Source organism: Streptomyces sp. 1114.5 (assembly GCF_003635085.1).
Taxonomy (GTDB): domain Bacteria; phylum Actinomycetota; class Actinomycetes; order Streptomycetales; family Streptomycetaceae; genus Kitasatospora.
This window is the reverse complement of the sequence record NZ_RBXE01000001.1, coordinates 2,765,937-2,786,509: the sequence shown is the minus strand read 5'-3', so window position 1 is coordinate 2,786,509 and position 20,573 is coordinate 2,765,937. Positions and strand designations below refer to the sequence as shown.

Sequence of the window (20,573 nt, the reverse complement as noted above, 5' to 3'; positions counted from 1 at the left end):
GTCGCGTGAGGCCGGGCCGACGGCTCGGGCCCGGCCGGACGCGCAACGTCCGGCCGGGCCCTGGTATTCCCGCTGGGGGTGAACTCCCTTGTCCGGCTTGTCAGAAGCCCAGCTTGCGCAGCTGCTTCGGGTCGCGCTGCCAGTCCTTGGCGACCTTGACGTGCAGGTCCAGGTAGACCGGCGTGCCGAGCAGCGCCTCGATGTGCTTGCGGGCGGTGGTGCCGACGTGCTTGAGCCGCGCGCCCTTGGCGCCGATCACGATGGCCTTCTGGCTCTGCCGCTCGATGTAGACGTTGGCGTGGATGTCCAGCAGTGGGCGGTCCGCCGGGCGGCCCTCGCGCGGCAGCATCTCCTCGACCACGACGGCCAGCGAGTGCGGCAGTTCGTCCCGCACGCCCTCCAGGGCGGCCTCGCGGATCAGTTCGGCGACCATGATCTGCTCGGGCTCGTCGGTGAGGTCGCCCTCCGGGTAGAGCTGGTCGCCCTCCGGCAGCAGCTTGGTGAGCAGGTCGGCGACCAGCTCCACCTGCTTGTCGCCGACGGCGGAGACCGGGATGATCTCGTCCCACTCGAAGCCCAGTTCGACGCCGAGCTGCTGGATGGCGATCAGCTGCTCGGCCAGGCGCTTGGAGTCGACCAGGTCGGTCTTGGTGACGATGGCGACCTTCGGGGTCTTCTTGATCCCGGCGATCTCCTTGGCGATGAACTTGTCGCCGGGGCCGATCTTCTGGTCGGCGGGCAGGCAGAAGCCGATCACGTCGACCTCGGCCCAGGTGGTGCGGACGAGGTCGTTGAGGCGCTCGCCGAGCAGCGTGCGCGGCTTGTGCAGACCGGGGGTGTCGACCAGCACGAGCTGGGCGTCCGGGCGGTGCACGATGCCGCGCACGGTGTGCCGGGTGGTCTGCGGGCGGTCGGAGGTGATCGCGACCTTCGTCCCCACCAGGGCGTTGGTCAGGGTCGACTTGCCCGCATTCGGCCGGCCGACGAAGCACGCGAACCCGGAGCGGTACGAGGAGGAAGGGGCATTCATGGGCTCCATTCTCCCTGATCACCTGAGCCCCGCCGTCCGGGGGCGCCCCCGGGGTGCCCGCAGGGGAGCTCGCGGCGGTCTTCGGGGGCGCTCGGCGCTACCTACGGCCCTTGCCGCCGCCGGGGATCAGCGCGATCACCACCAGCACCAGCAGGAAGCCCAGCGAGCCGTAGAGCCAGAACGGCGACCCGGTCTCCTGCCACTTGCCCAGCCCCATCACGAACAGCAGCAGCCCGGCGAAGAACGCCACCGCCCCCATGCCCCAGTCCCCTCACCGTATCCACTCCCCCGGTGAGATTATCCGCAGAACCCAGGGGAGCCACCACGCCGGGCCACCCCGTTGCCGCCCCGGGCCGAGAACGGCCTCAGCGCGCCTCGGCGGCCACCCGCAGCGCCCCGTCCGGACCGGCCAGCAGCACCGGCGTCCCCGCCCCGCCCAGGTCCCGTACGGCCGCCAGGTCCGCCTCGGCCGGCTGCTCCGCCTCGCTCACCACGGCCGCCGCCTCCAGCGACTTCGCGCCACTGGCCACCGCCATCGCCACCGCCGTCTGCAGCGCGCTCAGCCGCAGCGACTCCAGCGCGACCGTCCCGGCCACGTAGGTGCGGCCGGTCTCGTCACGCACCGCGGCCCCCTCGGCCACGCCGTTGCGGGCGCGGGCCGAGCGGGCCAGGGTGATGATCTTCTTGTCTTCGGGGTCGAGCTCGACGATGTCACTCATGCCGCCGAGCATAGGCACCCCGGCCCCCTCAGTGGCCGACCGGGTGGGTCCGGCCCGGGTTCGGGTTCATGACCTTCACGAAGGTCTTGGGCCCGGAGGGCAGCGGCTCCTCGCGCTCGACCCGCCGCCGCCAGAAGGGGTTGTCGTGCGGCAGGTGGCTGCTCACCCGGCCGTACATCCCGAAGGTGGTCAGGATGACCCCGAAGATGAACGCGAACAGCACGTTCGACATCCGGAAGTTCAGGATGTTGGCGTCCGGCCGCCCGAGCACCGTCAGGCCGTAGAAGCCGGACAGGACGAACAGCACGCCCACCGCCATGTTCAGGTAGGACGCGAAGTTCCCTCCGATCACCGCCCCGACGACCAGGATCGCGCCCGCCACGATGGACAGGATGGCCAGCGCACCGTTGGTCGACAGCCCCGCGACCCGGTCACCTTCCGTGTCCAGGAACCCCGGGTGGTCGGCGAGCCCCAGGCACCCGAACACGATCAGGAAGATCCCTCCGAGCCCCGCCCCGATCCGCCACACCGTGACGAGCCGGTTGTCGACGGGTAGTTCGTCTTGCAGCTTCATGGCGACCTCCAGAGCCCAGCCACGGCCTAGCTGTAGGGGTGGCTCCCCTGCATGTGCGGCGTCTCGTGCATGTAGAGCGACCCGCACTGCTGGCAGCAGCGCAGCCCGGTCCCCCACTCCTGCTCGGGCCGCGTCTCGGCGGCGTCGGTGATGGTCCGGCCGCAGAGCGCCGTCGACGGGTCCTCGTCCCGCACCACGTGCCAGGACTTGACTCCGCCGGCCGCCCCCTGCGGGCCGTACTCCGCGCGAAGTTTGTGCGTCATGCCCTCCATGGTCGCTCGGCCACCGCGCACCCGCTACTCGCCCGCGGGCTCCTCGGGGGCGTCGCCGCCGCGGACCGGGGAGGCGACCATGGAGCCGATCCGGTTGCGGCGGCCGGCCGAGGACTCGGCGGTCAGCAGGATGCCGGTCAGACTGCCGTCCAGGGGCTCCGGCAGCGGGATCTCGCAGGCGGAACCGGGGATCGGCACCCGGCCGAGGTGCTTGGCCAGCAGGCCGCCGACGGTCTCGACGTCCTCGTCCTCCAGCTCGATGCCGAACAGCTCGCCCAGGTCCTCCACCAGCAGCCGGGCCGTGATGCGGTACGAGCCGTCGCCGAGGTCCTCGATCGGCGCGATCTCCCGGTCGTACTCGTCGGTGATCTCGCCGACGATCTCCTCCAGGACGTCCTCGATGGTCACCAGGCCGGCCGTGCCGCCGTACTCGTCGATCACGATCGCCACGTGCGAGCGGCGCTGCTGCATCTCGCGCAGCAGGTCGCCGGCCGGCTTGGAGTCCGGGACGAACACCGCCGGGCGCATCACCGCGCCGACCTCCTCGGCCTCCGCCTCCCGGTTGATGTGGGTGCGGCGCACCAGGTCCTTGAGGTAGACGATGCCGACCACGTCGTCCTCGTTGTCCCCGACCACCGGGATCCGCGAGAAGCCCGAGCGCAGCGCCAGGGTGAGCGCCTGCCGGACGGTCTTGTGCCGCTCGATCATCACCAGGTCGGTGCGCGGCACCATCACCTCGCGCACGATGGTGTCGCCCAGTTCGAAGACCGAGTGCACCATCCGGCGCTCCTCGTCCTCGATCAGGTCGTCCTTCTCCGCGAGGTCCACCAGCGCCCGCAGCTCCGCCTCGGAGGCGAACGGCCCCTCCCGGTAGCCCTTGCCCGGGGTCAGCGCATTGCCGAGCAGGATCAGCAGCCGCGGGATCGGACCGAGCACCGCGGCCAGCGGCAGCAGCACGAAGGAGGCCGCGGTCGCGGTGGTGAGCGGGTGCTGGCGCCCGATCGTGCGCGGCGAGACCCCCACCGCGACGAAGGACACCAGCACCATCACGCCGAACGCCAGCAGGACGGCCTGCCAGGTCGGCGTCACGTTGCGCACGCACACCACGGTGACCAGGACCGCCGCCGCCATCTCGCTGGCCACCCGGATCAGGGTCGCCAGGTTGAGGTAGCGGATCGGGTCGGAGGCGAGGGTCAGCAGCCGCGCCGACCCGCGCCGACCGACCCGCACGGCCTCCTCCGCCCGGAAACGGGAGACCCGGGAGATGCCCGCCTCGGCGCACGCGGCCAGCCAGCCGAGCACCACGAGCAGCACGGCACCCAGGATGAAGCTCGTACTCTCACCACTCACAGGGGTTCGGGCTCCGCGTCAGTGGGTGGTGGGGGCCGGGGAGATGCCGCCGAGGCCGCGGCCCGCCCGCCAGTCGTCCAGGATGCGCTTCTGGAGGGCGAACATCTCCTCCTCCTCCTCGGGCTCCTCGTGGTCGTAGCCGAGGACGTGCAGCACGCCGTGCACGGTGAGCAGCTGCAGCTCCTCGTCCATCGAGTGCTTCGAGGGGGCCGCCTTGCCCTGCTGCTCGGCGACCTCGGGGCAGAGCACGATGTCGCCGAGCAGGCCCTGCGGCAGCTCCTCGCCCTCCTTGCCGGGACGCAGCTCGTCCATCGGGAACGACATCACGTCGGTCGGACCGGGCAGGTCCATCCACTGGATGTGCAGCTCCTCCATCGCCGCACCGTCCACCAGGATCACGGACAGTTCGGACTGCGGGTGGATCCGCATCTTGTCCAGTGCGAAGCGGGCGACGTCGAGGATGGCTTCCTCGTCGGCGTCCCAACCGGACTCGTTGGCGATGTCGATCGACATGACGGGCTGTGTGCTCAGCTTTCGGTGCGATGGGACTGTCGGGGTGCGCGGGGTGCGCGGGGCGCGGCCGCCTTGCCCGGGCGCCGCTGGGCGGGCTTGCGGGCGGTCGGGGAGGCCTCCTCGGCCTCCTGGCGGGCGTCCCAGCGCTCGTACGCGTCCACGATCCGGCCGACCAGCTTGTGGCGGACCACGTCGGTGCTGGTGAGGACGGAGAAGTGGATGTCGGGCACGTCGGCCAGGATCTCCTGGACGACCTTGAGGCCGCTGCGGGTGCCGCCCGGGAGGTCGATCTGGCTGGTGTCGCCGGTGACCACCACCCGGGAGTTGAACCCGAGGCGGGTGAGGAACATCTTCATCTGCTCGGGCGAGGTGTTCTGGGCCTCGTCCAGGATGATGAAGGCGTCGTTGAGGGTGCGGCCGCGCATGTACGCGAGCGGGGCGACCTCGATGGTGCCGGCCGCCATCAGCCGCGGGATGGAGTCCGGGTCCATCATGTCGTGCAGCGCGTCGTAGAGCGGGCGCAGGTACGGGTCGATCTTCTCGTAGAGCGTGCCGGGCAGGAAGCCCAGCCGCTCCCCCGCCTCGACCGCCGGGCGGGTCAGGATGATCCGGTTGACCTCCTTGGCCTGCAGGGCCTGGACGGCCTTGGCCATCGCCAGGTAGGTCTTGCCGGTACCGGCCGGGCCGAGGCCGAAGACGATCGTGTGCTTGTCGATCGCCTCGACGTAGCGCTGCTGGTTGAGGGTCTTGGGGCGGATCGTCCGGCCCCGGTTGGACAGGATGTTCGCGGTGAACACCTGCGACGGCGCCGGGCTGTCCGGGTCCTGCGCCTGGCTTCGGAGCATGGCGATGGAGCGCTCCACGGAGTCCTCCGTCAGGGGCTGGCCGGTGCGCAGCACCAGCATCATCTCGCTGAACAGCTTCTGGACGAGGGCGACCTCGGCACGCGTGCCGGTGGCGGTCACCTCGTTGCCGCGGACGTGGATGTCGGCGGCGGGGAACCCCTGCTCGATCACGCGCAGCAGCGAGTCCGCGGTGCCGAGCAGGGTGACCATCGGGTGCTTCTCGGGGATGACGATCCGGGCGCTGACGCGGCCGTCGTCGGCCGGTTCGGGGCGCGACTGACCATTGGTACGGGTCTGCGATGTGTCACTCATAGGTCGGCGCTGGGGCCTGCCTCATCCCATCCGTGGTGTCGTGTGCCGCTCGGTCTCCGGGGCACCAGGGTACGCCGCGCGCGTGATCGCCGCGGCGGGCGGCGGGGCCGCACCCGTCGATGCTGCGGCAGTTCGGTGGCCGGCGCGAGCCCTTTTTCGTCCGCGCGCGCCCCGGCCCCACGCCGCCTGCCGTGACGGGCCGGTGCCACGGCGCCCGCCCGTCACGGCAGGCGCCGGGCCGGAACCGGCACCCGGGCCAGGTCGGCGGCGAGCACCAGCTCCCCGTCGAAGTGCTTGCGGGCGTCGGCCAGGTGCTGGCCCAGGTCCGGGTAGCGCTGGGAGAAGTGGGTCAGCACCAGGGTGCGCACCCCGGCCTCGGCGGCGACCTTGGCGGCCTGCCCGGCGGTGAGGTGGCCGTGCTCCTCGGCGAGCCGGGCGTCGGCGTCGGCGAAGGTGGCCTCGACCACCAGCAGGTCCGTGCCCTCGGCCAGCGCGTGCACGCCCTCGCAGAGCCGGGTGTCCATCACGAAGGCGAACTTCTGGCCCGGCCGCGGCTCGCTCACCTCGTCCAGGGTGACCTTCCGGCCGTCCACCTCGATCGCGCCCTCGTGCTGCAGCCGGCCCACCGCCGGGCCGGACACGCCCAGCGCGGCGAGCCGTCCGGGCACCAGCCGGCGGCCGTCCGGCTCGGACAGCCGGTAGCCGAAGGACTCCACGGGGTGGTCCAGGCGCACCGCGTCCAGCGCGAAGCGGGCGCCGGGCGCGGGCAGCGGGCCGGGCTCGTCGATCGGCCGGGGCCGCAGCACGGCCGTCTCGTGGTAGGCGGTGGCGTGCCGCAGCCGCTCGAAGTAGACCTCGCCGGAGGCCGGGAAGTAGACGTCCACCGGGTGCGGGACGCGGTCCAGGTTGATCCGCTGGATCACCCCGGCGAGGCCCAGGCAGTGGTCGCCGTGGAAGTGGGTCACCGCGATCCGGGTGATCTGGGTGGCCGTGACCCCGGCGTGCAGCATCTGGCGCTGGGTGCCCTCGCCGGGGTCGAACAGCAGGCCCTCGCCGTCCCAGCGCAGCAGGTAGCCGTTGTGGTTGCGGTGCCGGGTGGGCACCTGGCTGGCGGTGCCGAGGACGACGAGTTCGCGCTGGGACACCTGGGATCAGACCATGCTCTCGGTCATGTGGGTGCCGCCGAGCACGTGGACGTGCGCGTGGAAGATCGTCTGCCCGGCGCCCGCACCGGTGTTGAAGATCAGCCGGTAGTCCGCCAGGCCCTCGTCCTCGGCCACCCGGCCCGCCTCGGCGAGCAGCTCGCCGGCGATCTCCGGCTCGGCGGCGGCCAGCGCGGCCGCGTTCGGGTAGTGCACGTGCGGGATGACCAGGACGTGCACGGGGGCCTTGGGGGCGATGTCGCGGAAGGCGAGGATGCGCTCGGTCTTGCGCACCACCGTCGCCGGGATCTCGCCCGCCACGATCTTGCAGAACAGGCAGTCGGGCTGCGGCTCGCCGGCCATGACGTCTCCTCGGTTCGGTTCGTGGTCGTTGGTTGCTGGCGCCGTACGGGCGCAGCCTAGCCGAGCCCGGCCACGGCCTGCTGGTACTCCCGCAGGTGCTTCCAGCGCACCGCGCGCATGCCGACGACGTCGCCGTCGTCCAGGTCGAAGTCCTCGGAGAGAAACGCCACCGCGAGGAAGACGAAGCCGAGCAGCCAGCGCCTGGTGAGCCGCCAGGTGTTCGGGCGCATCACCCGCTTGGTGCGCACCACCCGCATCGCCAGGATCCCCTTGCCGACGCTGAATCCGACCAGCCGGGCGAGCACGACCTGGTTGAGGAAGGACGCGAGCAGGCCCACGACGAGCAGCGCCACGAAGTACGGCACGGCCGGGCCGCCGGTCTGGACGGCGTGGCCGGCCACGTGCTTGACCTTCGGCCGGCTCGCGGCGTTGGCGGCGACGAAGCCGAGGCCGACCGCGAAGGCGAAGTCGAGCACGATCGCCAGGAACCGCCGCCCGCCGCCCGCCTCCTTCGGGCAGGGCGGCAGCGCCGCGGCGGGCCGCGGCTGCTGCGGGTAGGGGTTCGGGTACGGCTGCGGCTGGCCGTACGGCTGCTGCGGGTACGGCTGCGGCGGCGGCGCGTAACCCTGCGGCGGCTGCTGGTACTGCGGCGGGTGGGGCTGCGGTTGCTGCTGGTAGGGCGGGTACGGCTGCGGCTGTGCGTAAGGGTTCTGGCCGTACTGCGGCGGCGGGTAGCCCTGCGCCATCTGATTCCCCCGAGAGCTGTGGATCAAGAAACAGCCCCGCATCCTACCCACGCCGCAGCGCAGGAAGTCGGCCCGTCCGACTTCCTGCGCTGCGACTCGCCCGCTCGCCTCCGGGGCGCTCTGACCTTGTCCCGGCTACTCCCAGGGCATCGGCGGCGCCGTGCGGGCCGGGGTGGTGGCGAGGGCGGCCAGGGCGAGCCGGACGCCCTCGGCGAGCTGCGGGTCCTCGCCGGCCGCCCACTGGTGCGGGGCGATCGGCACCTCGACGTCCGGGTCGACGCCGTGGTTCTCCACGCCCCAGCCGTAGTTCTCCAGCCAGAACGCGTACTTGGGCTGGGTGACCAGGGTGCCGTCGACCAGCCGGTAGCGGCTGTCGATGCCGATCACCCCGCCCCAGGTGCGGGTGCCGACCACCGGGCCGATCCCCAGCGCCTGGATGGCGGCGTTGACGATGTCGCCGTCCGAGCCGGAGTCCTGGTCGGCGAGCGCGACGATCGGCCCGCGCGGGGCGTCACCCGGGTACGGGACGGGGCTGTCGGTGTCCCGGCTGACGTTCCAGCCGACGATCCGGCGGGCGAGCTTCTCGACGACCAGCTGCGAGGTGTGGCCGCCGCGGTTCTCCCGGATGTCGACGATCACGCCCTCCTTGGCCATCTCCGAGCGCAGGTCGCGGTGGATCTGGGCCCAGCCGGTGGTCTGCATGTCGGGGACGTGCAGGTAGCCGAGCCGCCCGCCGGAGAGCTCGCGCACCGCGGCCCGGCGCCCGGCCACCCAGTCGTGGTAGCGCAGCGCCTCGTCGTCGGCGAGCGGGACGACCACCGGGTGGCGCTGGTCGGTGCCGTCCTTGCCGGCCACGGTCAGCTCGACCGGCTGCCCGGCGGTGCCGGCCAGCAGCGGGGCCGGGCCGGTGACCGGGTCCACCGGGCGGCCGTTGACCGCCAGGATCGCGTCGCCGGGGCGGATCGCCGCCCCGGGCGCGGCCAGCGGCGAGCGGGCCCGCGGGTCGGAGGACTCGCCGGGCAGGATCCGGGCGATCCGCCACTGCCCGCCGTCCTTCACCAGGTCCGCGCCGAGCAGGCCCTGGCGCCGGGCGGGCTCGGTGTGCGAGCCGTACGGGACAACGTAGGCGTGCGAGGTGCCGAGTTCGCCGTGCACCTCCCAGAGCAGGTCGATCAGGTCGTCGTGCGAGCCGACCCGCTCCACCAGCGGCCGGTAGCGCTCCAGGACGCCGGCCCAGTCGACGCCGGAGAGGTCGGGGCGCCAGAAGTTGTCGCGCATCAGCCGGCCGTTCTCGGCGTACATCTGCCGCCACTCGGCGGCCGGGTCGACGGTGACCCGCAGCCGGGCGAGGTCGACGGCGGTCTCGTCGTCCTCGCCGCCCGCCTTGTGGTCGGCCGGGACGATCCGCAGCTCGCCCTCGTCCAGCACGGCGACCCGGCTGCCGTCCCCGCTGACCGCGAAGCCGTCGATGTCGTGCACCAGTTGCTCGACCCGGCGCTTCTTCAGGTCGAAGCGCTCCAGCACCGGGCGGGGCCGCTCGTCCTCCAACGAGGCGGCCTCGTCGCCGAGTTCGCCCAGCAGCGGGGCCCTGGTCCACAGCACGCCGTCCTTGGCGGCCCGCAGGGTGCCGAACAGGCCGCCCTCGACCGGGAACGGGATGATCCGGTCGGCGATGCCGTCCAGGTCCACCCTGGTCACCGGTGCGGCCTCGCCGCCCTCCTCGCCGTCCGCCTTCTTGGCCCGCGGCTCGTCCTCCTCCCCGCCGAGCGCGCGCCCGGCCCGCTGCGGCCCGAACGGGGACGGCGTGTCGGCGGCCAGCGTGATCAGGTACGGGCGGCAGCCGTTGGGGAAGGACAGGTCGAAGACGTGCGAGTCGTAGACCGGGTCGAAGTTGCGCACCGACAGGAACGCCAGGTAGCGGCCGTCCGCGGTGAAGGCCGGCGAGGTGTCGATGAAGCGCTGCTGGGTGGCCTCGCTCACCGTCCGGGTGGCCAGGTTGGCCAGCACGATCTGGCGCAGCGAGTACGGGCCCAGCCCCGGCACCGGGCGCGACCAGGCCAGCCAGGCCGAGTCCGGGCTGAACACCAGCCCGCTGACCTGGCCGTCGGTGCTGCGGTCCAGCTCGTGCACGGTGCCGTCGGCGAGCGTCACCAGCAGCACCCGGCCGTCGTGCACGCCGAGCGCGGCCTGCTTGCCGTCCGGGGAGACGGTCAGCACGTTGACCCGGCCGAGCTGCCCGGCGGCCAGCCGGCGGCGCTCGGCGCCGTGCACGGCGGGGGCGTACTCCAGCGCGTCCTCGCCCTCGGCGTCGGAGACCCAGAGCACGCCCTGGGCGCCGTCCTCGCCCGGCACCACCCGGGCCAGGCGCCCGCGCACGCCCGGCGTCTCGTCCAGCACCCGGGCCGGGCCCTCGCGGTGGGTCAGCCAGTGCACGCTGCCGCGCACCACGACGGCGCTGGCCCGGCCGGTGCGGTCGGGGGCGACGGACTCCAGCCAGTGCGCGGCGGGCACCGGGCGGGGGCGGCGGCCGCTGCGCGGGCCGGCCAGCCGGACGTCCAGGCGGCGCGCCTCGGTGCCCTCGGCCAGGCTCTCCAGCAGCCACAGGTCGCCGGCCCGGTGGAACACCACCCGGGTGCCGTCGGTGGTGGCGTCGCGGGCGTAGAAGCCGTCCGGGTCGGCGGTGTGGCGGCGCAGGTCGGAGCCGTCGGGGAGGCTGGACCACAGCTCGCCGACGCCCTCGTGGTCGGACAGGAACGCGATCCGGCCGCCCTGCCCGCCGTCGGGACCGGCAGCCCACAGCGGCGAGGACAGCTGGCCGTCCAGGTCCTCGTGGATCCGGGTGAACTCGTCCCGGCCGATCCACAGCTTGCCCGCCCGGCCGCCCCGGTAGCGCTTCCACCAGGCCGGCTCGCGGATCGCGGCACTGGCCAGCAGCACGCGGTCGCCGCCCGGCTCCGCGGCGATCCCGCCGATCGGCCCGTACGGCAGCCGCACCGGCTCGCCGCCGTCCAGCGGCACGGCCTGCGCCCAGGTGCGGCGCAGGGTGGCCTGGCCGGCGGCGGTGGTGGCGATCGGGCGGCCGTCGGCCGTCCAGCCCTGCACCCTGGTCTGGCCGCTGCCCCAGTGGGTGAGCCGGCGCGAGGGCCCGCCGTCCACCGGCACCACGTGCACCTCGGGCGCGCCGTCCCGGGTGGAGGTGAAGGCGATGTGCCGCCCGTCCGGGGAGAACCTGGGGTCGCGGACCGGCAGGTGATCGGCCGTCAGCCGCCAGGCCCGGCCGCCCTCCAGCGGGGCGAGCCAGATGTCGTTCTCGGCGACGAAGGTGACCAGGTCGCCGTGCAGATGGGGATGGCGCAGGTAGGCGCCCGCAGAGGTGCTGAGGGTGTCCGTCACGCGGCCAGCGTAGGCACGTGCGCGCACGAGCCGCCCGGCTTTTCGGCAGAGTCGCCACCCCCGGGCGTGCCCGCTGGACGGTGCCGCGGGCCCGTAGTACGGGCCGGGAACCTACGACCAGCGGCCGGTGCGCCCCAGCAGCAGCGCGCCGGCGGCCACCCCGGCGGTGGAGGTGCGCAGCACCGAGGGGCCCAGCCGGTACGGCTTCGCGCCCGCCTCGGCGAAGGCGGCCAGCTCCTCCGGGGAGACCCCGCCCTCGGGGCCGACCACCAGCACGAGGTCGCCGGCCGGCGGCAGCGCGGCCGACGCCAGCGGCTCGGCGCCCTCCTCGTGCAGCACGGCGGCGAACGCGGCCCCCGCCAGCACGGGCGCCAGCTGCCGGGTGGTCATCGGGTCGCGGACCTCGGGGAAGCGCAGCCGGCGGGACTGCTTGCCCGCCTCCCGGGCGGTGGCCCGCCACTTGGCGAGCGCCTTGGCGCCGCGCTCGCCCTTCCACTGGGTGATGCACCGCGAGGCCGCCCACGGGATCACCACGTCCACGCCGACCTCGGTCATGGTCTCCACGGCCAGCTCGCCGCGGTCGCCCTTGGGCAGCGCCTGGACGACGACGATCCGCGGCGCCGGCTCCGGCTCCCGGCGCACGGCGGTGACGCTCACCTCGATCGCGTCCTTGCCGAACACCTCGGCGACCGTCCCGTCCACGCCGAGCCCCAGCCCGTCGGCCAGGGTCACCGCCTCGCCGGGCTCCAGCCGCTTCACCGCGGCCGCGTGCCGCCCCTCCGGGCCGTCCAGGCGCACCACGGCCCCGGGCGCGGCGGCGGCGATCCGCTCGGTCTCGACGACGAAGACGGGCGCGGTCATGCGGGAACCTCCGGAAAGGGGGCGGAACGGGAACGCGAAAGGGGTGCCGAGGAAGCCTCGGCACCCCTCCCGGGACGGCTACCGGCCGTTGAAGGCGTCCTTCAGCCGGGAGAACAGGCCCTGCTGGCCCGGCGCGAACTGGCCGGACGGCCGCTCCTCGCCGCGCAGCACCGCCAGGCGGCGCAGCAGCTCCTCCTGCTCGGGGTCGAGCTTGGTGGGCGTCTTCACCTCGACGTGCACTATCAGGTCGCCCCGGCCGCCTCCGCGCAGGTGGGTGATGCCCCGGCCGTGCAGCGGGATCGACTGGCCGGACTGGGTGCCGGGCCGGATGTCGACCTCCTCCAGGCCGTCCAGGGTCTGCAGCGGCACCTGGGTGCCGAGCGAGGCCGCCGTCATCGGGATGGTGACGGTGCAGTGCAGGTCGTCCCCGCGCCGCTGGAAGATGCTGTGGGTGGTCTCGGCGATCTCGACGTACAGGTCGCCGGCCGGGCCGCCGCCGGGGCCGACCTCGCCCTCGCCGGCCAGCTGGATCCGGGTGCCGTTGTCGACACCGGCCGGGATCTTGACGGTCAGGGTGCGGCGGGCGCGGACCCGGCCGTCGCCGGCGCACTCCGGGCACGGGGTCGGCACGACGGTGCCGAAGCCCTGGCACTGCGGGCAGGGGCGGGAGGTCATGACCTGGCCCAGGAAGGACCGGGTGACCTGGGAGACCTCGCCCTTGCCGCGGCACATGTCGCAGGTCTGCGCGGAGGTGCCGGGGGCCGCGCCCTCGCCGCTGCAGGTGGTGCAGGTGACGGCGGTGTCGACCTGGAGTTCCTTGGTGGTGCCGAAGGCGGCCTCCTCCAGGGTGATCTCCAGCCGGATCATGGCGTCCTGCCCGCGGCGGGTGCGCGAGCGCGGGCCGCGCTGGCCGGCCGCGGCGCCGAAGAAGGCGTCCATGATGTCGGAGAAGCCGAAGCCCGCCGCGCCGGCGCCGAACCCGCCCGCGCCACCGCCGCCGCTCGGCGACAGCGGGTCCCCGCCGAGGTCGTAGACCTGGCGCTTCTGCGGGTCGGAGAGCACCTCGTAGGCGGCGTTGATCTCCTTGAACCGCTCCTGCGTCTTCGGGTCCGGGTTGACGTCCGGGTGCAGTTCGCGTGCCAGGCGCCGGAACGCCTTCTTGATCTCGTCCTGCCCCGCATCCCGTCGGACGCCGAGTACCGCGTAGTAGTCCGTGGCCACCAAATGCTCCGCTTGTTCCGCCTGTAGTAGTGCTGCGACTGGTCGCCGGCCGTTAATTTTTAACGGCGGCCCTTGCTACGACTCGGCCAGGATCTGGCCCACGTACCGTGCCACCGCCCGCACCGCCCCCATTGTGCCCGGGTAGTCCATCCGGGTCGGACCGATCACACCCAGTTTGGCCACGCTCTCGTCGCCCGAACCGTAACCGACCGACACCACCGAGGTGGAATTCAACCCCTCGTAGGCGATCTCCCGGCCGATCCTGACCGTCATCGCGGCGTCCGTGGTCTCACCCAGGAGGCGGAGCAGGACGACCTGCTCCTCCAGAGCCTCCAGCACCGGCTGGATGGTGAGCGGGAAGTCGTGGCCGAAGCGGGTCAGGTTGGCCGTCCCGGCCAGCATGATCCGCTCCTCGTTCTGTTCCGCGAGCGTTTCGAACAGCGTCGCCAGGACCGTGCTGACGGTCGGCCGGTCGGCCTGCTCGAACATCGCCGGAAGTTCCTCCAGCAGCCCGGGGACCTCCGGGAGGCGCCGGCCGGCGGCTCTGGTGTTGATCCTGGCCCGCAGGTCCGCCAGGACCGTCTCGCCGACCGGGCCCGGGCAATCGACCATCCGCTGCTCGACCCGGCCGGTGTTGGTGATCAGCACCAGCATCACCTTCGCCGGGGCCAGCGCCACCAGCTCGATGTGCCGGACGGTGGAGCGCGACAGCGACGGGTACTGCACCACCGCGACCTGGCGGGTCAGCTGGGCGAGCAGCCGCACGGTGCGCGCGACCACGTCGTCCAGGTCGACCGCGCCGTCCAGGAAGTGCCGGATCGCCCGGCGCTCGGGGGCGCTCATCGGCTTGACCTCGGCGAGCTTGTCGACGAAGAGGCGGTACCCCTTGTCGGTCGGGATCCGCCCGGCGCTGGTGTGCGGCTGGTGGATGTAGCCCTCCTCCTCCAGCGCCGCCATGTCGTTGCGGACGGTCGCCGGCGAGACCCCGAGGTTGTGCCGCTCCACCAGGGCCTTGGAGCCGACCGGCTCCTCGGTGCCCACGTAGTCCTGCACGATCGCGCGAAGCACCGCGAGCTTGCGGTCGTCCAGCTGGCGGACCTCTCCGGCCATGGGGCACGCACCTCCGTCTTCGCACGTTGTCCGTCTGTGTGTCCCTGCAGTACTGCCACGGGCCGCCCCCGGGAGGCCCCGGTCTTGGCACTCTGAACACACGAGTGCCAGAACCGTACCTGCCAGTGTAAGGCCCGGGTCCTACGGCAGGAACGGCCCGCCCGGGGTGATCCTGCCCGCAGTTCCGGGTACGGCCCGCACGGCGGCGACCGTTCACGGTTCCCGGCGCGGGGGTGGTGCCCCGGGGCCGTCCGGGTGGCAGCATCGGAAGCGACGGCGAATGGAGGAGCAAGCGATGTCGAGCTCGGGCCAACCCACCCGCTTCGCGCCCGACCGCGGCCTGACCAGCCGCATGGTCGTGACGATGTTCGTGATCGGGCTGCTGTACGTCGGTTTCACCGGCCTGCTGATCGCGCTGCTGCGCGGCGCGTGGCCGCTGATCGTCCTGATCTCCGGCGGGCTGTTCGTGGCCCAGTTCTGGTTCAGCGACAAGATCACCGAACGGGCGATGGGCGCCCACCAGGTGTCCCCGGAGGAGTTTCCCCAGCTGCACGGCACGATCGACCGGCTCTGCGCGCTGGCCGACATGCCCAAACCCCGCGTGGCGGTCGCCGACAACGACATGCCGAACGCCTTCGCCACCGGCCGCAACCCGCAGAACGCGGTGGTCTGCGTCACCACCGGCCTGCTGCGCCGGCTGGAGCCGGAGGAACTGGAGGGCGTCCTCGCCCACGAGCTGTCCCACGTCGCCCACCGGGACGTCGCGGTGATGACGATCGCCGGCTTCCTCGGCGTCCTCGCCGGCGCGATGACCCGGATCGCCGTGTACGGCGGGTTCATGGGTGGCGGCCGCAACAACAACGACCAGAACGCGGCCATCGTGGCCCTGATCATCCCGCTGGTCTCGATGGTCGTCTACGCGATCAGCTTCCTGCTCACCCGGCTCCTCTCCCGCTACCGCGAACTGGCCGCCGACCGCGCCGCCGCCCAGCTCACCGGACGGCCCAGCGCGCTCGCCTCGGCCCTCACCAAGGTGACCGGGCAGATCGCGGCCATCCCCAGCAAGGACCTGCGCCAGGCCCAGCCGTACAACGCCTTCTACTTCGCCCCCGCGCTGAACGCCCGGGAGACCGCCTCCCAGCTGTTCTCCACCCACCCGACGCTGGAGAAGCGCCTGGAGCAGCTGGCGAAGATCTCCGAACAGCTCGGCCGCTGACCCCTGTCGAGGAAAGGACCGCCGTGGGAATCCTGGACGCCCTGTTCGGCCGCACCAAGCCCGTCAAGCCCGACCTGGACCAGCTGTTCGGCGTGCCGTCCGCCGCGCTCACCCTGGAGGCCGGCGCCGGGTTCCTGCCCACCGGGCTCGGCTCGGTCTGCTTCGCGGCCGTCGAGGGCGCGGCCTTCGTCCAGGTCGAACAGCAGGTACGGGCGCTGCTGGACGCCGACACCGAGCGCGGCGGCGTCCCGGTGGAGGCCTCCAAGGACGGCTACGGCTACTCCTGGCTGCTCGCCCGGCACACCCCCGAGGAGCTTCCGGAGCTGGTCAACGACCTGCACGCGGTCAACAGCGAGCTGGAGGCGAACGGCTTCGGACCGCAGCTGCTCTGCTCCCTGGTGGTCTTCCGCAACGCCGAGGGGCAGTCGCTGGCCCTGGTCTACCTCTACAAGCGCGGCACCTTCTACCCCTTCGCCCCGATGCCCGGCGGCGGGGAGAAGCGCAACAGCCCGCTGGAGCTTCAGGTCAACGCGATGCTGGGGAACGACCTGCGGCTGGAGAAGGACCTGAGCCGCTGGTTCCCGGTCTGGGGCGCGCCGGGCCTGTGACGGTCCGTCCGTATAGTCGCCCTCATGCGCAGCCACCGGTACGGACCCGACCTCACCCCGCCGTGGAAGACGGGGGCACCTCCCGGCCGCCGGGCTGGGGGACAGACCCCCGCCCCGGAGGTGCCCGCCGAACGGGACCTGGTGGTCGAGGAGGCCGCGACCGGCTTCTGCGGGGCGGTGGTGCGCTGCGAGAAGACCGCCGAGGGGTTCACCGTCACCCTGGAGGACCGCTTCGGCAAGCACCGGGTCTTCCCCCTGGTCCCGCGCGGCTTCCTGCTGGAGGGCCGCGTGGTGACCCTGGTCCGCCCGGCCGGCCCCGCCCCCGCCCGTACGCCCGGGCGCACCGCCTCCGGCTCGATCGCCGTCCCCGGCACCCGCGCCCGGGTCGCCCGCGAGTCCCGCATCTACGTCGAGGGCCGGCACGACGCCGAACTGGTCGAGCGGGTCTGGGGCGACGACCTGCGCATCGAGGGCGTCGTCGTCGAGTACCTGCGCGGCATCGACGACCTCCCGGCGATCGTCGCCGACTTCGCCCCCGGCCCCGGCCGCCGCCTCGGCGTCCTGGTCGACCACCTGCTCCCGGGCACCAAGGAGCACCGCATCGCCGCCCAGGTCACCGGCGCGTCGGTCCTGGTCGTCGGCCACCCCTACATCGACATCTGGCAGGCCGTGAAGCCCTCCTCCGTCGGCATCCCCGCTTGGCCCGCCGTCCCCCGCGGCGAGGACTGGAAGGAGGGCACCTGCCGCCGCCTCGGCTGGCCGGTGGACACCCCGGCGGCCTGGAAGCACATCCTCTCGAAGGTGGACAGCTACAAGGACCTGGAGCCCGAACTGCTGGGCCGGGTCGAGGAACTGATCGACTTCGTGACGCTGCCGGGTCAGGCGTAGGCCTGGAATTCCGAGGTGTCGAGAAGGGCACCCAGCGGGTCGTTGACGAACGTCAGTCCACCAGGTCCCGCACGACGGCGTCCGCGAGCAGCCGGCCCTGGAGCGTCAGGGCGGCGCGGCCCTGCTCGTACGGCTCCGCGGCGAGGAGGCCGTCGGCCAGGGCGCGGGCGGCGGCCCGGCGGCCGGTGGCGGTGAGGAGGTCCAGGGAGACGCCCTCGACCAGGCGCAGTTCCAGCAGGATGCGCTCGACGCGGCGGTCCTCCTCCGCCAGGACCTCGCGGCCCAGGGCCGGGGTGCGGCCCTCGGTGAGGGCCTGGGCGTAGGCGGCGGGGTGCTTGGCGTTCCACCAGCGGACGCCGCCGACGTGGCTGTGGGCGCCCGGGCCGGCGCCCCACCAGTCGGCGCCGGTCCAGTAGAGCTCGTTGTGGCGGCAGCGGCCCTCGGGGGTGGTGGCCCAGTTGGAGACCTCGTACCAGTGGTAGCCGGCGGCGGCGAGCGCCTGCTCGGCGATGAGGTAGCGGTCGGCGTGCACGTCGTCGTCGATCATCGGCAGTTCGCCGCGCTTGACCCGGGCGGCGAGCCGGGTGCCCTCCTCCACGATCAGGGAGTACGCGGAGACGTGGTCGGGCCCGGCACCGATCGCGGCGTCCAGGGAGGCCCGCCAGTCGTCGTCGGACTCGCCGGGGGTGCCGTAGATCAGGTCGAGGTTGACGTGTTCGAAGCCGGCCGCGCGGGCCTCGGCGACGCAGGCCTCGGGGCGGCCCGGGGTGTGGTGGCGGTCGAGCAGCTGCAGCACGTGCGGCCGGGCGCTCTGCATGCCGAAGGAGATCCGGTTGTAGCCGCCCTCGCGCAGCTCGGCCAGGTAGGCCGGGCCGACGGACTCCGGGTTGGCCTCGGTGGTGACCTCGGCGCCGTCGGCGAGCCCGAACTCCTCGCGGATCGCGGCGAGCATCTTCACCAGGTCCCGGGCGGGCAGCAGGGTGGGGGTGCCGCCGCCCAGGAACACGGTCCGCACCGGCAGGTCGACGTCCCCGAGCACCTTCCGGGCGAGCCGGATCTCGGCGACCACGTTGTCCGCGTACGTCTCCTGGGAGGCGACGGCCCCGGAGGAGCGCAGCTCGGTCGCGGTGTAGGTGTTGAAGTCGCAGTAGCCGCAGCGGCTGGCGCAGTACGGCACGTGCAGGTAGAAGCCGAACGGCCGCCGGCCGAGCCCGTCGAGGGCGTGCGCGGGCAGGGAACCGTCGGACGGCACGGGTTCGCCGTCGGGGAGTGCGGAGGGCATGACCCCATTGTCCCGTACGGCCCGGGCGTTCCCCGCGGGCCGTACGGGACGGGAGGGCTCAGGCCTCGTTGGCGCCCGCGTACATCGCGCTGACGGCGTCGGCGTAGGTCCGCTCGACCACCGGGCGCTTGATCTTCAGGCTCGGGGTGAGCTCGCCGTGCTCGACGTCGAGGTCGCGCGGCAGCAGGTGGAACTTCTTGATCGTCTGCCAGCGCTGCAGCCCCGCGTTGAGCCGCTTCACGAAGCCCTCGATCAGCTCGTGGACGGCCGGCTCCGCGGCCAGCTCGGCGTACGACTTGCCGGCCAGGCCGTGCGCGGCGGCCCACGGCATGAGGACCGCCTCGTCCAGGCCGATCAGCGCGGTGCAGTAGTTGCGGCCGTTGCCGATCACCAGGATGTTGCTGACGAACGGGCAGACCGCCTTGAACCGGCCCTCGACCTCACTGGGCGCCACGTACTTGCCGCCGGAGGTCTTGAACAGGTCCTTCTTGCGGTCGGTGATCCGCAGGAAGCCGTCCGGGCTGAGCTCGCCGATGTCCTCGGTGTGGAACCAGCCGTCCGACTCCAGCACCTCGGCGGTCTTCTCCGGCAGGTTGTGGTAGCCGCGCATGATGCCCGGGCCGCGCAGCAGGATCTCGCCGTCCTCGGCGATCCGCACCTCGGTGCCGGGCAGCGGGCGGCCCACCGTGCCGATCCGCACGTCCTCCTCGCGGTTGACGCAGGAGCCGGCGCTGGTCTCGCTCAGGCCGTAGCCCTCCAGGATCGGCACCCCGGCGCCGAGGAAGAAGTAGCCGATCTCCGGGGCCAGCGCCGCGCTGCCGGAGACGGCCCCGCGCAGCCGGCCGCCGAAGGCCGCCCGGATCTTCGCGTACACCAGTCTGTCGGCCAGCGCGTGCTGCACCCGCAGGCCCAGCGGGGCGGTGCCGGTGCCGGTGGCGATCCGGCTCTCCTGGACGGCCCGGGCGTGCTCCCGGGCCACCTTGGCCGCCCACAGGAAGATCTTGTACTTGGCGCCGCCCTCGGCCCGGGCCTTGCCCGCGATGCCGTTGTAGACCTTCTCGAAGATGCGCGGCGCCGAGGCCATGATGGTCGGCCGGATCACCGGCAGGTTGTGGATGATCCGGTCCACCCGGCCGTCCACCGCCATCACGTGGCCGGTGGCGATCTGCCCGGAGATCAGCGTCTTGCCGAACACGTGCGACAGCGGCAGCCACATGAACTGCACGTCGTCGGAGCGCAGCAGCCCACTGGATTCCTGCGCCCGGCCCTCGTACGCCCAGCAGTCGTGCACCAGGCGCACGCCCTTGGGACGGCCGGTGGTGCCGGAGGTGTAGATCAGGGTGGCCAGCTGCTCCTTGCCGAGCCCGTCGACGGCCTTCTCCACCGCGTCCGGGTGCTGCTCCAGGTACTCGGCGCCGCGCCGCTCCAGCTCGGCGAGGGTGAGCACGTCCAGGCCGCCCGTCTCCGGCTCGCCCTCCGGGGCACCCTCGGGCGCGTCGAACAGCACGACCGTGCGCAGCTCGGGCAGCTGACCGATCTGCTCGACGGCCTTGGCCAGCTGGGCGGCGTTCTCCGCGAACAGCGCACGGGAGCCCGAGTCGGAGAGGATGAACGCGGTCTCGTCCGCGTTGGTGCTCGGGTAGACGGTCGTGATCGCCGCGCCCGCGCACATGGCGCCGAGGTCGGCGAGGATCCACTCGATCCGGGTGGAGGAGGCCAGGGCGACCCGGTCCTCCGGGCGGATGCCGAGCGCCATCAGGCCGGCGGCCACCGCCTTGACCCGCGTCGCGGTCTGCGCCCAGGTCAGCGAGCGCCACTGCTCGGCGCCGGGTGCGCCGTCCGCGGCCTGGTCGTCGACCGGTGCGGGGTGGCGGTAGGCCTCGGCGTTCGGGGTCGCGGCGACCCGCTCCAGGAACAGGTGGGCGACGGAGGCGGGGCGCCCGGCGACGAGGTCGGGCCTGCCGGAGTCGATCAGGGACTGCGCGGAACTCAACGAGACCTCCGGGGGCGGGTGGCCGTCTGAGGGATTGTTCGCGGCGTCCGTGGGGGCGGTCGCCGGGCCCCGGTTCACGCGGACGGTACCGGTCGGTAACAAGGGGGCAACCAGCAGCCTAGGGGGAAACCGGTC

20 protein-coding genes are annotated in these 20,573 nt (G+C 73.0%); 3 read left to right on the top strand and 17 right to left on the bottom strand.

What is annotated here, in order from left to right; translation table 11 throughout:
• Positions 1–100: 100 nt before the first annotated feature.
• The 15 genes from era to hrcA form a co-directional block, all read right to left on the bottom strand.
• Positions 101–1,030 carry a GTPase Era gene (gene era / locus BX285_RS12235; RefSeq protein WP_097237998.1) on the bottom strand — a complete coding sequence of 310 codons (930 nt, stop codon included), beginning with the start codon at positions 1,028–1,030 and terminating at the stop codon, positions 101–103.
• 97 nt (positions 1,031–1,127) lie between these two features.
• Positions 1,128–1,289 (bottom strand): hypothetical protein, encoded by a 162-nt coding sequence (locus tag BX285_RS37270; protein WP_183107058.1) that lies wholly within the window; start codon positions 1,287–1,289, stop codon positions 1,128–1,130.
• Positions 1,290–1,395: 106 nt separating this feature from the next.
• Positions 1,396–1,749 (bottom strand): cytidine deaminase, encoded by a 354-nt coding sequence (locus tag BX285_RS12230; protein WP_097240265.1) that lies wholly within the window; start codon positions 1,747–1,749, stop codon positions 1,396–1,398.
• Positions 1,750–1,777: 28 nt separating this feature from the next.
• On the bottom strand, positions 1,778–2,323 hold the full coding sequence (locus tag BX285_RS12225) for a DUF4383 domain-containing protein (protein ID WP_097237997.1): 546 nt from the start codon (positions 2,321–2,323) through the stop codon (positions 1,778–1,780).
• A 26-nt stretch (positions 2,324–2,349) separates the two neighbouring features.
• Positions 2,350–2,586, bottom strand: a complete 237-nt coding sequence (locus BX285_RS12220; protein WP_143685806.1) for a hypothetical protein — start codon at positions 2,584–2,586, stop codon at positions 2,350–2,352.
• A gap of 33 nt (positions 2,587–2,619) precedes the next feature.
• A complete protein-coding gene (locus BX285_RS12215; protein ID WP_097237995.1) occupies positions 2,620–3,945 on the bottom strand; it encodes a hemolysin family protein in 1,326 nt (441 codons plus the stop codon).
• An 18-nt stretch (positions 3,946–3,963) separates the two neighbouring features.
• Positions 3,964–4,458: an rRNA maturation RNase YbeY gene (gene ybeY / locus BX285_RS12210; RefSeq protein ID WP_030061268.1), complete on the bottom strand. Its 495-nt coding sequence runs from the start codon at positions 4,456–4,458 to the stop codon at positions 3,964–3,966.
• A gap of 14 nt (positions 4,459–4,472) precedes the next feature.
• Entirely contained in the window at positions 4,473–5,615 is a 1,143-nt protein-coding gene (locus BX285_RS12205) for a PhoH family protein (protein ID WP_097237994.1), read from the bottom strand.
• A 221-nt stretch (positions 5,616–5,836) separates the two neighbouring features.
• Positions 5,837–6,760 (bottom strand): ribonuclease Z, encoded by a 924-nt coding sequence (locus tag BX285_RS12200; protein ID WP_097237993.1) that lies wholly within the window; start codon positions 6,758–6,760, stop codon positions 5,837–5,839.
• A 6-nt stretch (positions 6,761–6,766) separates the two neighbouring features.
• Positions 6,767–7,120: a histidine triad nucleotide-binding protein gene (locus BX285_RS12195; RefSeq protein WP_097237992.1), complete on the bottom strand. Its 354-nt coding sequence runs from the start codon at positions 7,118–7,120 to the stop codon at positions 6,767–6,769.
• 56 nt (positions 7,121–7,176) lie between these two features.
• The gene (locus tag BX285_RS12190; protein WP_097237991.1) at positions 7,177–7,866 is read right to left on the bottom strand and encodes an RDD family protein; all 690 of its coding nucleotides are present in this window, start codon (positions 7,864–7,866) and stop codon (positions 7,177–7,179) included.
• Positions 7,867–8,001: 135 nt separating this feature from the next.
• Positions 8,002–11,259, bottom strand: a complete 3,258-nt coding sequence (locus BX285_RS12185) for a S41 family peptidase (RefSeq protein WP_121175125.1) — start codon at positions 11,257–11,259, stop codon at positions 8,002–8,004.
• 111 nt (positions 11,260–11,370) lie between these two features.
• The gene (locus tag BX285_RS12180) at positions 11,371–12,120 is read right to left on the bottom strand and encodes a 16S rRNA (uracil(1498)-N(3))-methyltransferase (RefSeq protein WP_097237989.1); all 750 of its coding nucleotides are present in this window, start codon (positions 12,118–12,120) and stop codon (positions 11,371–11,373) included.
• 78 nt (positions 12,121–12,198) lie between these two features.
• Positions 12,199–13,341 (bottom strand): molecular chaperone DnaJ, encoded by a 1,143-nt coding sequence (gene dnaJ, locus BX285_RS12175; protein ID WP_097237988.1) that lies wholly within the window; start codon positions 13,339–13,341, stop codon positions 12,199–12,201.
• 75 nt (positions 13,342–13,416) lie between these two features.
• Positions 13,417–14,451, bottom strand: a complete 1,035-nt coding sequence (gene hrcA, locus BX285_RS12170; RefSeq protein ID WP_030061902.1) for a heat-inducible transcriptional repressor HrcA — start codon at positions 14,449–14,451, stop codon at positions 13,417–13,419.
• A 295-nt stretch (positions 14,452–14,746) separates the two neighbouring features.
• Here hrcA and htpX point away from each other — a divergent pair, with 295 nt between their 5' ends.
• Genes htpX through BX285_RS12155 form a run of 3 tightly spaced genes read left to right on the top strand, consistent with a single transcriptional unit; the run spans position 14,747 to position 17,163 of the window.
• Positions 14,747–15,667, top strand: a complete 921-nt coding sequence (htpX, locus tag BX285_RS12165; protein ID WP_121175124.1) for a zinc metalloprotease HtpX — start codon at positions 14,747–14,749, stop codon at positions 15,665–15,667.
• A 23-nt stretch (positions 15,668–15,690) separates the two neighbouring features.
• Positions 15,691–16,275 carry a PspA-associated protein PspAB gene (locus BX285_RS12160; protein WP_121175123.1) on the top strand — a complete coding sequence of 195 codons (585 nt, stop codon included), beginning with the start codon at positions 15,691–15,693 and terminating at the stop codon, positions 16,273–16,275.
• 24 nt (positions 16,276–16,299) lie between these two features.
• Entirely contained in the window at positions 16,300–17,163 is an 864-nt protein-coding gene (locus tag BX285_RS12155; protein ID WP_097237985.1) for a DUF3097 domain-containing protein, read from the top strand.
• A 52-nt stretch (positions 17,164–17,215) separates the two neighbouring features.
• On the opposite strand, the gene hemW is transcribed toward BX285_RS12155, so the two are convergent.
• Together hemW and BX285_RS12145 are read right to left on the bottom strand one after the other, a co-directional pair.
• Complete coding sequence (gene hemW, locus BX285_RS12150; protein WP_097237984.1) at positions 17,216–18,445, bottom strand: radical SAM family heme chaperone HemW; 1,230 nt, start codon at positions 18,443–18,445, stop codon at positions 17,216–17,218.
• A gap of 58 nt (positions 18,446–18,503) precedes the next feature.
• Positions 18,504–20,438 carry a long-chain fatty acid--CoA ligase gene (locus BX285_RS12145; protein ID WP_121175122.1) on the bottom strand — a complete coding sequence of 645 codons (1,935 nt, stop codon included), beginning with the start codon at positions 20,436–20,438 and terminating at the stop codon, positions 18,504–18,506.
• Positions 20,439–20,573 lie beyond the last annotated feature (135 nt).